At 41.8% G+C, this 18,642-nt stretch carries 3 protein-coding genes; all 3 read left to right on the plus strand.

The genetic code is table 11. From position 1 onward, the window contains the following. Positions 1–7: 7 nt before the first annotated feature. From ACX0G7_RS00660 to ACX0G7_RS00670, 3 genes are read left to right on the plus strand one after another with little or no spacing between them, the layout of a single operon-like run. Positions 8–6,217, plus strand: a complete 6,210-nt coding sequence (locus ACX0G7_RS00660; protein WP_458921468.1) for an amino acid adenylation domain-containing protein — start codon at positions 8–10, stop codon at positions 6,215–6,217. After that, positions 6,198–14,306: an amino acid adenylation domain-containing protein gene (locus ACX0G7_RS00665; RefSeq protein ID WP_458921469.1), complete on the plus strand. Its 8,109-nt coding sequence runs from the start codon at positions 6,198–6,200 to the stop codon at positions 14,304–14,306. The genes ACX0G7_RS00660 and ACX0G7_RS00665 overlap by 20 nt, the downstream gene beginning before the upstream one ends. 13 nt (positions 14,307–14,319) lie before the next feature. Continuing rightward, entirely contained in the window at positions 14,320–18,630 is a 4,311-nt protein-coding gene (locus ACX0G7_RS00670) for an amino acid adenylation domain-containing protein (RefSeq protein ID WP_458921470.1), read from the plus strand. Positions 18,631–18,642 lie beyond the last annotated feature (12 nt).

Below are 18,642 nucleotides of genomic sequence, written 5' to 3' on the forward strand. Positions count from 1 at the left end.
TTTCTCAATGAAATATTCGAAACAACCCTTACATCCCGCCCAGTGGGAAGTGTTTACTGATCAACTCATAAATCCCGACAGTCCGCACTATAACGTGGGTGGTTATATAAGATTAGAAGGTGAGTTGAATTTAGATTGCTTTCAGCTTGCGGTGCAGCTTGGGCCAACGCATTTCGACGTATTCAAAATGCGTTTCGATACAAATTTATCTGAACCCTGCTGTTACCTCCAGGAAGATTTCGAATCCATGGAAATGGATTTGCTTGATCTTAGTCAAATGGCAGATCCTGAGGCAGAGGGTTACCGGTGGATGCAGGAGGAATTTAATACGCCCTTTGTGATAGCAAGGGACAACCTGCTTTTTAAACAGACGCTGATAAAAATATCTGCCGGGGAGCACTGGTATTTTGCTAAATATCATCACCTGATCATTGACGGATATGGGTTTATTGTCTGGACGCAATATTTAGCACAAAAGTATCAATCACTACTACTTTCAAACGAAACCCAAATCAGTTATCCCCGGTATGCTGAGGAGGCAATAAAAGCGATTGAATATACCAGGTCGCAGGCTTACGAGGCAGAGGCCGTGTACTGGAAGGAGAAGATCACGGGGAAACCTGGAAAAATTCTTCAAAAACAATATTTAGTTGGTAATAGTACAGTCAAAGCAAGTTCAACCTATGTACTGAGTCTTGATCAATCCCAGAACGATCTTTTAAAGGATATCCAGGTAACAACAAAAACCGGGCTGCAACAACTGACGATAGCCGCACTTTTGATTTACCTGGGAAAGTCGTTAGGGGAAAAAGATTTTACATTTGGCGTGCCGATTCATAAACGTGGATCCCGGCAGCTACGCAATACGCTTGGGATGTTTGCTGGAATGATTCTATTCAGGGGTTCGTATCAGCAGGACGCGACATTGATGGAGTTCATTAAAGAGGTGACCCAGATTCAGAAAAAAGACTATAGGCATCAACATTACCTGATCGGAGACCTCAGCAGACATCTGAAAATTGATTCTACTGAGGGATACTTGTTTGAAATAAGTATCAATTACGAATTGTTCAACTTCGCTGTAAACTTCGGTGACCGTATTGATGCCAAAGTCCTCCATCTTTCAACGGAACACGAACCGATTCCACTTCAATTGTGCTGGCAGGATTATGGCCCTCAACAGCCGTTGGCACTACACTGTCATTATCGCCATGATTATTTTACCGGTGAAGAGGTGAAATTATTCGCTGAGCGCATTATCGGCATTCTGCAACAATTTCCCGAAGCACTCGGGAAAAAACTTTACGAGATCGATATCCTTCCTGAACGGGAAAAATTGTTGATCAGGGAATTCAACGGGATGCATGCCGCCAGTGTACCGGATAAAAGTATTATAGACTTATTTCAGGACCAGGTAAACCTGGCACCGGCAAAACTGGCATTGGTATTTGAGGGGATTGAGCTGACATTTGATGATCTTAACCGGCGCTCAAATCAACTTGCACACTACCTGCGTTCCCGTGGAATTAAGGAGGACGTACTGGTGCCGGTGTGTATTGAGCGCTCTATCGAAATGATTGTTGCAATAATTGGTATTTTAAAAGCTGGTGGTGCCTATGTGCCAGTGGATCCTTCTTACCCAGGCGATCGCATAAACTACCTGCTGCAAGATACCCGGAGCACCATAGTCATTAGCAGCAGAACCAGCAAACACAAACTTCCTGTAAACAATAATATCGAAATTATTGAATTGGGTGGTGATTCTTCCTTACTGGATACTCAGAGCGTGGCAAATCTGCACGTGCCTGTTAAGGAAGAGCAACTGGCTTATGTTATTTACACTTCCGGCTCAACCGGCAACCCAAAGGGAGTGATGATTGAGCACCGGACACTCAAAAATTATCTACTGAATAGTAAGACGAAATATGTAAACGAACGATCAATATATTCAGGAACCTTTATCCACCTGGCCTTCACTTTTGATGCATCCGTAACTGGTATCTTTCAGCCGTTATTGTTTGGAAAGTCAATAGTTATCTCATCTAAAGAGGGTGCAGATATTTTCACTGATCCCAATTTCCGGAAGTTTGCACCATATGACTTCATTAAATTGACGCCTTCGCATCTTTTATTACTGGAAGCCGCAACAATAGATTTTGAAGGGAACGCAATTGCGGAGAAACTTGTAGTGGGAGGTGAGGCACTGCATTTTAGTCATTGCGAATTTCTGAGTAAACGAAAGGCCGGGGTGGAGGTCATTAATGAATATGGGCCAACCGAAGCTACCGTTGGGTGCAGTACTTATAATTTCAGTCCCTCGGAAAAATTTGATAACAATAGCCACGGCATATCTATCGGTAAGCCTATCGATAATGTGCAGATGTATATTCTGAATGAGCATCTTGAAAGCTTGCCGGTTGGTACACCGGGTGAGATTTATATCGGTGGCAATGGGTTAGCAAGAGGTTATTTAAACCGGCCCGACCTGACTGCAGAAAAATTCATTTCGAATAGTTTTGATAAGATGAGTGGAGCCCGACTATACAAAACAGGGGATTTAGGCAGATGGGGCAGCGATGGTAACATCGAATATATGGGGAGATTGGATGACCAGGTAAAAATCCGGGGTTTCAGGGTTGAATTAGGCGAAATCGAAACTGTACTTGAACAATGTGATCTTGTTCGCCAGGCGGTGGTGATAGCAAAAAATGATAAGCAGTTTAACAAAGAAGTCGTAGCTTATATAGTGAGCGAGGAAGCTTTTAACCAGCAAGCGGTAAAGACATTTCTAAGGGAAAGATTACCTGAGTATATGATCCCGTCGGTATGGGTCGAGATGAACGACTTTCCACTAACCTTAAATGGCAAAATAGATAAGAAAGGGTTACCTGACCCGAACTTTAACCGTTCACAGAATAACGAATACACTGCACCCCGCAACGAACTTGAAACAACTTTAGCCAGTATCTGGCAAGAAATCCTGGGTGTTGAAAAAGTTGGAATCTATGATAATTTTTTTGAGTTGGGAGGGCACAGCCTGCGTGCAATGCAGCTGATTTCCAGGCTGCATAAACTTTTGAACGTTAAAACCACCATCTCGAAAGTTCTTTCTAATCCTACCATCAGCGAACTTGCTCAGACACTTGGGCCTGATTTGATGGAAAATTATAAAGAGATACCAAGATTGGAGGAGCAGGACCACTACGAATTAGCGCATACGCAAAGACGTATCTGGGTAGTCAGCTATTTCCAGAACGGATCCACCATGTACAATGTTCCCGGCGCTTATTCCATAAATGGTCAGCTTGAAGTTAATGCGTTTAAGAAGGCCGTTGATATCGTTATCCAAAGGCATGAGATTCTGAGAACAGTATTTATACAGATAGAAGATGAGCCCAGGCAAAAAGTTTTAACCCACCGGGAACTTCCGTTTCGTATTGGGGAAGTTGAAATGATAAGTGAAAAAGATAGCATGGCAGTGATACAAAAATGGCTGGATGATGATTTCAGTAAACCATTTGATCTATCCAACGGGCCATTGCTCAGGATGACTCTATTTAACACAGAACCCGGCCGGTATATTCTTGGATTCAATATTCATCACATAATCAGCGATGGATGGTCAAAGGGGATTTTGATTAAAGAAATTCTACATTGCTATCATAAACTCGTCAACAATTTGCCTGTTAATTTGCCTCCGCTTCCCATCCAATACAGGGACTACGCGGCATGGCACGCTAATTCTTTTGCTCCTCAGAAGGACTATTGGGTTTCTGTCTATGGTACAAATATTCCAGTATTAAATTTTCCTGTTGACTTTGAGCGCCCGAAAATATTATCGTTCGATGGAGCAATCGTACAACTTCGGGTAAAAGAAGATTTAACGGCTGGTTTACGAAAATTAGCGGTTGACCACGGCACTACTTTAAACAACTTAATGTTTGCGCTATACGGCATCCTCCTGGCAAAACACACAAGGCAGGATGATGTAGTAATAGGTTCTTTGGTTTCAGGTCGCAATCATGCTGATCTTGAAAACCTGGTTGGACTGTTTATTAATTTTCTTCCAATTCGTCTTTTCCCACGAAGCGGATATAGCTTAAGTGAATATTTAAAAAACAGTTACGAGTCGCTGGGCGAGGCCTATAATAACCAGGATTATCCTTTCGACCTGATGGTCGATAACCTTCTGAAGAAAAGAGATTTTTCCCGGAATCCTTTTTTTGATACCATGGTTAACTTTCATTCAGAAAATAACCGTGATGAAAACAAAATAGCCTCCGGTGATAATTCGCTGGAGCTGGTACCACTGGATTTATCCAGAAAAAACTTTTTTCAATCAGTTCTTGATTTCAAGTTGGATGTGGAATTAAATCAGGCTTCTCTTGTTTTGAATCTCAGCTACAATGCAGGGTTATTTACAAAAGCAAGAATGGAATCTTTCCTTAATGATTATCTTGATATTCTTTCTACAGCAGTTGTTGATCAGGATATTCAAATTAATGACCTTCTCAGTGTTCCTTTATCCAGTCAACCGGTGTCAGTTCCTGAACAAGCAGTTGCGCCTTCAACTGAGGTTGGAATGTCGGTGATTATCTGCTCTTCATTTGTTGCTGAACCGCTGCAGGAATATATCGATTACTGGTCCGAAGAGCTGGGGATAAAACTACAGTTAGCCTTTACACCATACAATCAGGTTTTTCAGCAATTACTTGATCCCCTTAGTGATTTGCGGAACAATGCAGGTTTAAACATACTTTTTGTGAGGGTAGAGGATTGGTTACATGACCATAAAAATAAGTCTGAGCAGGAGCAAATTGAAATAGTCCGCCGGACCTGTCAGGAATTCCTCAGAGCACTTGAACAGGCACAGGAAAGCAATGTAACCCCATATCTTATCGCTGTTGTTCCCCTGCAACCAGCCCATTCATTTTCAAAAGATGTTGCGAATGCTGTAAATGAGACAATATTAGAACTGGAAGCTTCCTTCAGGCAATTAGCCCGTATTTATTTAATCGATTTTAATAAAGTTTGTGCCCTTTATGAGGTAGAAGAAATATTTGATCCGAAATCTGATGAACTTGGTCATATTCCATTTACCCAGGAATTGTATGCTGCCCTTGGGACGTTTATTATGAGAAAAATCAGGGCTTACAAGGGTCCCGCATACAAAGTAATTGCACTCGACTGCGACAATACACTTTGGAAAGGGGTCTGTGGAGAAGTTGGTGCACTTAATGTAATCATTGATGAAAACTTCACTGACCTTCAGCAGTTCATTCTTCAGAAGTATAACGAAGGGTTCTTGATTGCTCTCTGCAGCAAAAATAATGAGCAGGACGTCTGGGAAGTTTTTGACAATCACCCGGGCATGAAATTAAAGCGGGAGCATATTGCTGCCTTCCAGGTTAACTGGAACCCAAAACCAACGAATCTTGCGGCGATTGCCAACGAACTGAACCTAGGTCTTAACAGTCTGATCTTTATTGATGACAGTGAGTTTGAAATTGAACAGACAACCCTGGGATGCCCCGATGTTCTATCGCTTCAGCTTCCCCAGGAAGAACCAGGGAGCTTTTTGAGTTTTCTCAATCATATCTGGGCACTTGATCATTTCCAGATAACAGACGAGGATACTAAAAGGAACAGCATGTATAGGGCTGAAAAGCAGAGAAAAGAAGAGCAGGTTAAATTTGTGTCGATTGATGAATTCCTCGAGTCGTTAAATATCAAGGTAGAGATCCGGGCCTTAGAAGAGAGAGATCTGGACAGGGCGGTTCAGCTTACGTTGCGAACAAATCAATTTAATTTAAATGGAATTCGAAAGACGCCGGAGGAAATAGTGGGACTATTGCGCCGGAAGGATACCTTAAACTGGATTATCCAGATAAAAGATCGTTTTGGTGATTATGGCACTGCGGGCCTTTTGCTGGCAACTAAGTCTCAAAACGGCCTCATTGTCGAAACCTTCCTGCTTAGTTGCCGGGTACTGGGACGAAAAGTGGAACAAACTATCATTAATGAGTTAAGATCTTATTGCTTAGCTAATGGGATCTTGAGCGTTTCGGCACGCTATGAACAGACTTCGAAAAACAAGCCAATAACAGATTTTTTGATGAGTTCAGATTGGGAAGCCGATCCAAAAACCAACATTTATAATCTTAGACTTAAAGTGTCTCAATCAAAACGGTTGCTGAATGAAACACAATCCTCTTAATAAGGGCCAGGGGGCCAAGACAGGTAAGGACATCTTGAACTTGTTCAAGTCAAAAGAAAAAAAATCTTTTGACTTGAATGGTAATGCTCCCAAAGATGAAATTGAAAAACAATTGTTTTCAATCTGGAGTAGTTTATTGGGTCATGAGAATTTTGGAGTCAACGATGATTTTTTTCAAATAGGTGGAAACAGCATCAAAGCTGTTCAACTGGTTTCGAGGGTCGCAAAACAGTTTTCAATCAACATTCAGTTAACAGATGTTTTTTTACGAAGTACGATTGCTCAGCTGGGCCTGCTGATTAATGAAGGTCAAAAGCCTGGCCCCCAGGCTTCAATGCAAATACTGCCGTCAACTGACAAATCTGTTTATATTCCACTATCCTTTAACCAGGAACGTTTGTGGTTTATCGATCATCTTGAAGGATCTCTTCAATATCACGTTCCTGCTGTGTTGCACATCAAAGGTACCTTAAATAAGGACGCTTTAGCGCAGAGCCTTAAACATGTTATTGAACGCCATCAGGTGCTCAGGACAGTTATTCTGCAGGAAGACGGGAAGCCTTACCAGTCAGTTAAAGAAGCAACTGGCTGGCAATTATTTACCGAAGATGGCACCAGGTTTCTTCAGAACCCGCAGGGGCTAGAAGAATATATAACCGATCTAATCGAACAACCGTTTAACCTGGAAGTTGACTACATGATGCGTGCTTCGCTGATTGAATCTGGTCACAATGACTATATTCTGGTAATAACGCTCCATCATATAGCTTCTGATGGCTGGTCAACATCTATCCTGGTTAGAGAAGTGACCGAATTTTACAGTGGAATTATAGCGGGACAACCTTCGAAGTTTGAACCTTTGCCACTTCAATATGCCGACTATGCTGTATGGCAACAAAATTACCTGCAAGGTGATGTGCTGGAAAAAAAACTAAGTTATTGGCAGACCAGGTTAAAAGGGGCAACAGCATTACAATTACCTACAGACTTTCCCCGACCTCCCATCAGGAGTAACCGGGGTGCCAGAGCCAGTTTCGTTATAAATAATGAACTGACCGAACAATTGCGGAATCTTGGACAGCAGGCCGGCGCCACATTGTTTATGACGCTGATGACTGCATTCAAAACATTGCTGCAGCGATATAGTAGCCAGGAAGATATTTGTGTGGGGAGCCCGGTGGCAAACCGCCCCCAGTTGGAAACAGAAGGGCTGATAGGTTTTTTTGTCAACACAATAACACTGCGAAACCAGGTAAATGCCAATACTTCATTCTATGATCTGTTGAAGCAGGTAAAAGTAAGTACCCTGGAAGCTTATGAATACCAGGATGTGCCGTTTGGGAAAGTAGTAGAAAGCGTAGTAAAGGAGCGGGACCTAAGCCGGACACCATTATTCCAGGTATTATTTGTTTTACAAAACAATACTGAGTTACCAGACCTGCGTTTGGGAGAAACGGTGCTGACTGTAAAAAAACACGGGCCGCAAACCACCCAATTTGATATATCTCTGGATCTCACAGAAACTTCTTCTGGTTTGCAAGGGTTCATAGAATACGCTACTGATCTTTACAATGATGCGACTATCGTCCGGATGGTGAAACATTTTGAAACGCTGCTCAATTCAATAGTCAAAGATCCCAATGAAAAAATTGGCAGGTTAGGCATATTAACGGAAGAAGAACAGCATCAATTGTTGGAAGAATTCAATAACACAACACAGGTTTTTCCATCAGGAAGAACTCTAATAAGCCTGTTTGAAACGCAGGCAGCGAAGACACCGGGGGCGCTGGCCTTCATTTTTGGTGATGAACAAATAAGTTACGGGCAACTTGATCAAAAGTCTAACCAGTTGGCTCATTACTTAAGAAGCAAGGGTGTAAAGGAAGAAGTTTTAGTACCTATCTGCATGGAGCGCGGTTTAAACATGATCGTTGGCATGTTGGCGATATTAAAAGCGGGAGGTGCCTATGTTCCCATCGATCTGGAATATCCTTTAGAACGCATCAGCTATATGGTGACAGACTCCCAGGCCAAAATAGTGATTACAAGCCCGGAAAGCCGTTCAAAAATCCCAACATCTATAAATGCAGACATTTTAGAAATAGACGATGATCATGAGGAGATTGGCAGGCAATCAACAGTAGCTCTGAACAGCCCCATTCAACCCAACCATCTTGCATATGTGATCTACACTTCCGGATCCACGGGACAACCTAAAGGTGTGATGATAGAGCACAAAAATGTCTACGAGTTTTTATGCTGGTCTATGCAGGAATTCAGCGACAGCCAGTTTGATATACTCTACGCAACCACTTCGATATGTTTTGACTTATCAGTATTTGAAATCTTTTTTCCATTATGCGTTGGCAAACCAGTGAGATTACTTGTTAACGGACTTCAGATCGGTACCTATCTTCATATCGACAAATCAGTATTTGTTAATACTGTGCCTGTTGTTATTGAGAATCTAATTAAAGAGGGGACGCCGCTGGGAAACATCACTCAGTTAAATCTTGCCGGAGAACCCATTTCTCAATTTGTACAACAGCGCCTTGATGTGAAGACCAGAGAAGTAAGAAATTTATATGGCCCTACTGAGGATACTGTTTATAGTATGGTTTTTCGTCTAAAACAAGGAGAACCTGTATTGATCGGAAAGCCGATCAGCAACACCTGTATTTACATTTTAAACGACAGTCAGCAGCTACAGCCAGTTGGTATAACCGGAGAAATCTGTATCGCCGGAGCCGGAATTTCCAGGGGATACCTGCACCGACCGGAATTGACTGACAGCAGATTTGTGTTAAACCCTTTCAGCAAAACTACCGGGTCCCGGATGTACAAAACAGGTGACCTGGGCAGGGTACTGCCCACGGGAGATATCGAATATCTTGGCCGGCTTGATAACCAGGTAAAGATCCGCGGATACAGAATTGAATTGGGAGAAATAGAGACTATACTTCAGCAAAGCAGCCTGGTAAGCCAGGCTGCCGTTCTCGCGAAATCCGATAGCAATGGCATCAAACATCTGGTGGGATACATAGTTCCCAACAACGGGTTTGATAAAGATGCTATCATGATGCATTTAAAGTCCCGGATGCCTGAATATATGGTACCCGCCATATGGGTAGAATTGCAGGAATTACCCCTTACTCCCAATGGTAAAATTGATAGAAAGTCCCTTCCTGAGCCTCGCACGACGGAGTTTTTAAACCGAAATTTCGTGGCTCCGCGGAATGAGATTGAAGATAAACTGTCAACTATATGGCAGCAATTACTGGGAAAAGAAAAAGTTAGTGTTTATGAGAATTTCTTTGAACTAGGCGGACATTCTTTACTGGCCATGAGGGTGGTATCGGCTATACGGAAACAACTAAATGTTGAACTTAACATAAAAGATCTGTTTACCGATAGCAGTATTGCACAGTTATCCACCCGGGTTGAACAGAATGTCCGGGCTTTGCAAACTGGCATCCGAAGGACTGAGCCCCGGCCTGATTTTATCCCCCTGTCATACAGCCAGGAAAGAGTATGGTTAATCGACCAGTTGGAAGGAAGTGAGCAGTACCACTTACCTGCCGTTATGGGCATAAACGGAAATCTTCATATACAGGCATTAGGCAACGCTTTTAAAAAAGTGGTAGAACGTCATGAAGTACTTCGTACAAGTTTTTTAGAAAGAGACGGGCAGGTTTACCAATCAATCCGTGACGTGTGGGATTGGCAACTCGAAGTCATTGATCTTTTAAGCCCGCGAGAACACCCGGAAAGTTTGGAACAATTAATTCATGACCTTGTTTCCCGGCCATTCGATCTTTCGAAAGATTATCCAATACGGGCTTCTTTGATAAGAGCTGTCGATGGCGGATACAAGCTTGTTGTGGTCATGCATCATATTGCATCAGATGGATGGTCTGTTTCCATACTTGTTCATGAGATCCTCGGGTTTTATCGTGATTTAATTTCAGGTAATCAAAGCACTCTGCAACCGCTAAGCATTCAATATTCCGACTATGCCATTTGGCAACGCAGTCCAACGCATGGTGAGATATTGAACAATAAGTTGCCTTACTGGATCAAAAAGCTGGATGGTGTTTTGCCTTTGCAATTACCCGTTGATTATCCAAGACCTTTAGTAAGAAGTAAACATGGAGCTGAATTAACTTTTCATATCGAAAAAGAACTTTCGCTGAAGATTCTGGATCTTGGCCAACAACAGGATGCTACGCTGTTTATGACCTTGCTGGCTGCACTAAAAGTTCTTTTATATAATTATAGTGGTCAGGAGGATATTTGCGTTGGCAGCCCTATAGCAAATCGGCCACAAACAGAAGTAGAAGGATTGATTGGCTTCTTTTTAAACACACTCGCATTAAGAAGTGATGTTCATGCTGGTTTATCCTTTGCAGATTTGTTACAACAGATTAAAGGTACAACCCTGGAGGCCTATGGGCATAGTGAAGTACCATTTGAAAAAGTGGTAGATGCCGTAGTTAAGGAAAGAGACCTGGGCAGAACTCCCTTATTCCAGGTCATGTTTATTTTAGAAAATAATCCCGTGGTGCAGAAACCACAAATATCAGACCTGGACTTTATAACTGAGGATTTCTCATATGATACCTCAAAGTTCGATATTACCTTTTCGATCGCTCAAAGTGCTACAGGCTTACAAGGATCTGTGAGGTATGCTACAGATTTGTATAATGAAGCTACCATTAGCAGAATGATCGGTCACTTCTGCGTGCTCCTAAATTCCATATCGGAAGCTCCGGATAAGCGAATTGCTGAACTGGAGATGTTGACTCCATCTGAACGTCAACAACTGGTCAGTGGGTTTAATGACCTGGTGGTCGATTATCCAAAAGATAAAACGATTGTTGACCTGTTTGAGTCTTACGCTGCTTTAACACCTTCAGCTACTGCTGTTGTGTTTAATGGCGTTGAGATGAGCTATAAAAATCTGGATGAAAAGGCCAATCAACTCGCTCATTATTTAAGAAGTAAGGGGGTGAGGGAAGATAGGCTTGTACCAATTTTTGTAGAGCGGAGTGTGGAAATGATTGTTGGTATTATAGGAATCATGAAAGCAGGAGGAGCTTATGTGCCCATAGAAACCGATTTCCCGGCAGAGAGAATAAATTATATGCTCCAGGATTGCGGAGCTGAGGTAATAGTAACTACGATGGCAGGTAGTCTCAAATTACCCCCGGCACCTGGTGTGGAAATTGTCCGGATCGATGATGGGTCATCGCTCATCAGCCAACAGCCCGTTCAGAAGCCGGAAACGTCCCTTCAACCTTCCCACCTGGCATATGTAATTTATACCTCCGGTTCTACCGGCAAGCCAAAAGGGGTGATGATTGAACATCGGAGTCTGGTTGATTATGTGTTTGGTTTGAAGCAGCAAATCTCTATAGATGAGTGCAGGTCATTTGCACTTGTATCAACCATAGCAACTGATCTCGGAAATACAGTAGTTTACAGCGCTCTCGTTTTTGGTGGTGAACTTCATCTGTTCTCGAAAGAAATGGTAAGTGATGTGGAAAATCTTCACAAATACTTTGGCAAACACTCAATAGATTGTTTAAAAATCGTTCCCTCCCATTGGAGAGCGCTGAGCAACGACGACCAGCCTCTATTCCCTAACCGGTTACTAATATTCGGAGGTGAGGCACTGCAATCAAATATGATTGCTGACATCTTAAAGTCCGGCACCACCTGCCAGGTTGTTAATCACTATGGCCCGACAGAAACTACGATTGGCAAGCTGATGCATGTTGTAAATGCAAACAATCGTTATGGCTCCACTATTCCAATAGGTAAACCATTCTCCAATTCACAGGTGTATGTACTAAATAAAGGACTATCACTATGTCCAATAGGTGTAGCGGGTCAATTGTACATCACCGGTGATGGTGTGGCAAGAGGCTACTTCAACAAACCTGATTTAACAAAAGAAAAATTCATAGAAAACCCGTTTCGGAAAGCTGGAATGTCCCTGATGTATGGAACGGGTGACCTTGTCAGGTATCTACCCGATGGCAACATTGAATTCATTGGCAGGGTAGATGATCAGTTAAAGATTCGTGGGTATCGCATTGAACTGGGAGAAATTGAAAGCGCGTTACAACAATGCGCGCTGGTAAGTGAAGGAGTGGTGCTGGCCCGTGCAGATAGCTTAGGTAATAAACGGCTGTTTGGCTATGTTGTACCATCAGGAAATTTTGACAGCGAAGCGATAATGGCATATTTGAAAGACAAATTGCCTGATTATATGCTGCCTTCCGCATTGATAGAATTGGAAAGTTTACCGTTAACGGCAAATGGTAAGGTAGACCGTAAGGCATTACCTGTGTTGGATATAAAAGAGATCGGGAAGGAAGGATTTGTTGTGCCGGGAAGTGAAGTGGAAAAACAGCTGGCATCGGTCTGGCAGGAGTTACTCGGTATCGAACGGGTAGGCCTCCAGGATAATTTTTTTGAATTGGGAGGCGACTCCATTCTTACCATACAGGCCGCAAGCCGGATAAAGCGTATGGGATATGAGGTATATGCGAAGGATATTTTTATACATCAGTCAATCGGAAAGCTCTCGAAAGTTATCCAACAAAGATTAGTGGAACAAAGCAACGCTGAGCAAGGCATTTTAACAGGTGTCAGTGGCTTATTGCCTATTCAAAAACAATATCTGGAAGATAATTCTTCGGACCTGAACTATTATAATCAAAGCATCTTATTAGCAATAAACAGGGCAATATCGTCAGAAGAATTATCTCATGCCGTTGATAGACTATTAGAGAGTCATGATGCACTGAGATTCAAATATTTTAAATTAAACCGGCAGTGGCAACAGGAATATGGATCCGCAAAAGCCAATGTGTATACAGAGGATTTAAGCAAAGTTGAAAAGGGAGATTATCAAATTCTTATTCCTGAAATCGCAAATAAGTACCAGCAGAGTTTAGACATTGCGACGGGCGAATTGATCAGGGTTGTATATATTAAAATGCCTGATTCAGAAATGAAAAACAGGCTTTTTATTGTTATCCACCACCTTGCCATTGACGGGGTATCCTGGAGAATTTTGCTTGGCGACCTGGAGGAAATGTTCAACGAGTTAAAAAACGGCCTTGAACGGGGCTCAAGGAAAAAGAGTGGTTCGTACCGTCAATGGTATCATGCATTGGAGCAATACATGAAATCAGAGAGACTGCTTTCGCAACTCCCTTTCTGGCAGAACATAGCAAAAAGCTACCAGGAGTTAGTTACGGACAAAGGATATGCCCAGGGGGTGACAGTTAGAGAGATCTCACAGTACAGCGAGAAGCTCAGTGCCGAACATACACGATTATTGTTGCATGAAGTTCCAAGAGTTTATCATACAGTTATAAATGACTTTTTGCTTTGCGCTCTCAGTCTAACCTTAGCCAAATGGTCTGGAAGGGAATCCATCACTATTGGATTGGAAGGTCACGGCAGGGAGGATATTGGACTTAGTGTAGACACTGATCGGACCGTCGGATGGTTTACCACCATCTATCCGGTCTTATTGGAAGTGAGTTCTAATAGCGGACCTGACGACTGGATAAAATCCGTCAAAGAGCAACTTCGCCAGATCCCCGATAAAGGAATTGGATTTGGCATACTTAAGCATATTGTTAAAGACGAGAGCTTACAAGGTAAAGATCCCTGGGACATAAAATTTAATTACCTGGGCCAATATGACAATCTGCAAAAAGAAAGTCAATGGCTTGAAAGTGCAAACGAACCTACGGGACAGGGTAGAAGCCTAAGTCATAACATTAATGAAAAGTTTGTCATAAACTGCCATGTTAAAGACAGCGAACTGGTGGTTAATTGGAATTACAGCACTAAACATTTTGATGAAAAAACTATTCTGACACTTTCAACCGATTATATTTCGACACTGATCGAACTAATCAACCACTGTATGACCCGGCAGCAATCGGGCGAAGCCATGTTTACGCCATCTGACTACGGACTTGGTTCAGATATTAGTTATAAGGAACTCGATCGCTTCCTGCACGGAAAAGATGAAAGTGATGGCAATAGTGTTATGAGTTTTTAAAAGAGATTTCATTATGGAGATTAAAGAATTTATAGAGAGTTTGAAGAAAAGAAACTTTTCATTGGAAAGAGAAAATGATACCCTTATTCTGAAAAGTGAAAAAAACGTTGGACAAGACGAAATACAAGCTATAAAAAAGAATGAGTTCGTCATAAATTACATTAAAGAAAACAAGAAGAGACTGATCGAATTCTTGTCTTCATCGACTGAGTTTTATCCTGATAAAAAGTCAAAAGACATTTCTTCTATTTATCGACTGAGCCCGTTGCAGGAAGGAATGATGTTTCACAGCCTTTATAATCGGGGATCAGGAGTATATATTGAACAATTCAGCTGCGACATTATCGGACTTGAATTGGACGTTATGCGTAAAAGCTGGAGCCATTTATTAAAATGGCATAGCATTCTTCGTAGCTCATTTTATTACGCAGAATTTAATGTGCCAGTGCAATGTGTACATAACGAAGCTTCATTACCAATACAAGAGATAGACTACCGACATTTGGATAGCACAGAACAAGAGGAAAAAATAAAGGCTCACCAGATATCTGACAGTCAGAAAGAATTTGACTTCAAAGTTGCGCCCTTGATGCGTATTGCGTTGTTTCGGTTAAGTGACAATAAACACCGGATGCTCTGGACCTATCACCATATTTTAGTTGACGGTTGGTCTATGCCCATCTTAATGGAAGAATTTTTGACAACCTACGATTCGCTCGCACATGGTAATGAGCCGAAAATCAGAGATGAAGATCGGTATGAAGAATACATCCGTTATATAGAACGCACTGACAAACAAGCTCAGGAAGCTTACTGGCAACATTATATGCACGGGGTACAAAACAGTACCCAGCTACCATTTATTAATCAAAAGCATGAAAGAAACAGGGCGGAGGGGGCTTTTCAGTCCCTGTCACTGAGATTAGATACGAATTTAACTTCGAAAGCCGAAAGATATGTTCAGAAATTTCGCCTGACGCTCAATACTCTGATGCAGGGTGTTTGGTCTTATCTGTTAAGTCGTTATACCGGCAATCCAACTGTTGTGTATGGCGTGGTTGTATCTGGTCGACCTGACGACCTACATGATATACATAACCGTGTTGGACTTTATATCAATACCCTACCGACGCGTATTAGGATAACAGATCAACAAACAATAGCTGAATGGTTGCAGGAAATTCAGTCTGAGCAAGTTTCTTCCCGGCAGTATGAACATACATCATTACAAGACATCCAGCGCATTATAGGAATTCCGGGTGATTTTTTTGATAGTTTATTGGTTTTCGAAAATTACCCCGTGAGTAAGCTCTTAACTAACAGCCAATGGACGCTCGAGGTCGGAAATATATCTATTAAAGATCAAACAAACTATCCTTTAAACCTTATTATCTCAACTGCGGAAGAGATAGACATCAGATTTCTTTACAACATTGATGTACTCCCGGAGGCGAACGTCAGAAGAATACGTGAACACTTCGAGTATGTATTTATGCAGATAGTTGATAGTGCCGAGGAAAGCGTCGTCAAAAATATTAAACTGCTTACATCGTTTGAGGAGGAACAACTTTTGTTAAAGTTTAATAACACCGTTGTAACCTATCCTGCTGAAAAGACCGTTCTCGATTTGTTTAGGGAACAAGTGGCAAAGAATCCTCAGGCAGCAGCCGTCAGATTTGAAGAGGAACAATTAACATACCTCCAGCTGAATGAAAAATCAAACCAGTTGGCTCACTATCTTCGAGCTAAGGGAGTGAAGGAAGAAACGCTTGTACCCATCTGCCTTGACCGGTCTTTAGATATGATAGTAGGCATCCTGGGAATCTTAAAAGCTGGTGGTGCCTATGTCCCTGTGGATCCGGAATATCCCAGGGAAAGGATCAAATATATGCTCGAAGACACTGGCGCTGCCCTGATACTTACCAATAAACAAAGTCTTCCCAAAATTCCTGGAAAAGATCTTGAGATCATTGATTTGGAAAGTAGATGGTTGGAGATAGATAAACAGCCAACAAGCGATCCCCAGATTAATCTGTCTTCACATAATCTGGCCTACGTAATTTACACATCGGGTTCCACGGGCAGGCCAAAGGGGGTATTGAACCAACACAGTGGTTTATTTAACCGCTTGTGTTGGGCTCAGGATTTTTTTAGTTTAACGAGCCAGGATTCGGTGCTACAAAAAACCACTTTCTGTTTTGACGTTTCAGTCTGGGAGTTGATTTGGCCTTTATTGGCAGGCGCGAGATTGGTGCTTGCTAAACCTGGTGGTCATTTAGACATTGGGTACCTGAAGTCTGTCATTGAAACACAACAAATCACTATGGTGCACTTTGTGCCTTCAATGCTAAGTATTTTCTTGTCTGAAATTAAACCTGGTGATTGTCAAAACCTTAAAAAAGTGTTGTGCAGCGGGGAAGCTCTGAAATCCTCCCAGGTAGTGATGTTTAATAAGATGCTTCCATCCACGGAATTACATAACTTATATGGGCCAACGGAGGCAGCAATAGATGTTACTTATTGGAGCCCATCTCAGGATCATCAGGAGTCTGATCTGGTGCCCATTGGCCGACCACTGGCAAACACCTCTATATATATACTTGACATGGAGGATAGATTAGTTCCATTGGGTTGTATAGGTGAAATTAATATTGGAGGTATCCAGGTTGCACGTGGCTATCTAAATAGAGAGGAGCTGTCTGCCCAGAAATTTGTAAAGGATGTTTTCAAAGAAGGGTCAGGTGATAAAATGTACAGAACCGGTGATCTCGGCCGTTGGTTGCCAGATGGAAATATCGAATACCTGGGCAGAATTGATGACCAGATTAAAATACGGGGTTTTCGTGTTGAGTTAGAAGAGATAGAAGCTGGTATCATCTCTCAACCAGGAGCGGGTAATGCGAAAATTATAGTAACAGGTGATGAGTCTTTAGTAGGAAAATCGCTGAATGCCTACATCGAAATAAACAAAGATAGATTACCATTGCTGAGCAATTATTTGCAGATCATAAGGAACAATCAGGCGAAGACGTCCGATCTTAAAATACTACCCAATGGACTACCGATTTTAGTCTCCAACTTTAATGAGGTGAATTTCCTGTATGAAGAGATTTTCAGGAATCTTTGTTATCTGCAAAATGGAATTTCGTTAAATGAGAACAGTTGTGTGATTGACATCGGGGCAAACGTCGGATTCTTTTCGGTCTTTCTAAACATCCTAAGTGAAAATATAACGGTTTATTCCTTCGAGCCTATCCCGGAGATCTATGATCAACTGGTTGCCAACCGAAATTTATATAAAGTTAACGGAAAGGCCTTTCCGCTAGCTCTTTTAGATAAAGAACAGGAACTGGAATTTGAGTATTACCCTGGCATGTCCATTTTATCAGGCATAGGGAACGATAGACATCTGGTTATGGATGTAGTACGCCGGTATATTGAAAAATCGAATTCAGATGATTTAGTGTCACAGGAAATTGATGCTTTGCTGGAAACAAAGTTGGTAAGTAAAAAAGTAACCTGCCAATCAAAGACATTGTCACAAATCATTTCCGAAGAAAATCTACAAAGAATTGATCTCGTAAAAATAGATGTTGAAAATTCCGAACACCTGGTTATAGCCGGAATTTCAGATACCGATTGGGATAAGATAGACAGTGTAATAATCGAAGTTCATGACGTTGACCGTCGTTTGGAATCGCTCACAAATGTTTTAACTTCAAAAGGTTTCGAATTGCATGTTGAAAAACAATCGATTCTTTCGGTAGGTGATATCTTATATAATATCTATGCCTTGAAGCCTGGTTTGAAAAAAGCTCTCACTTCTCTGGGCGATAATGAAAAGATCAGGAGTAATGGGTGGAAGCAACCCGGACAATTTGTCAACGCTATCAAAGAACATCTTCAGACCAATCTGCCTGAATATATGGTTCCATCAACTTTTACTTTGATGGATCACTTTCCGATAAACCAGAATGGAAAGCTGGATAAAAATAAATTTCCTGCTCCCAGCGTCGATGCCCTGCGTAATACTGAATATACAGGCCCACGCAATGACGTCGAGACCAAGCTAGTGGATATCTGGAAAGAGCTCTTAAAAAAGGAACAAATAGGAATCGGGGATGACTTCTTTGAACTTGGTGGACATTCGCTGCTGGCAATGAAAATGGTTTCATATATCGAACGAAGATTATTGTTATCGATACCAATAAAGCTCTTATTTCAGCTAAGAACTATTAATGATCTTGGGAAGTATATAGCCACGCAACAAAAGGGATTAAACGAGGACCAGACTTCCTCTGATTTCGAATTGATAGATGTTTAAAATATCAACCTT

Source organism: Flavitalea antarctica (assembly GCF_054461535.1).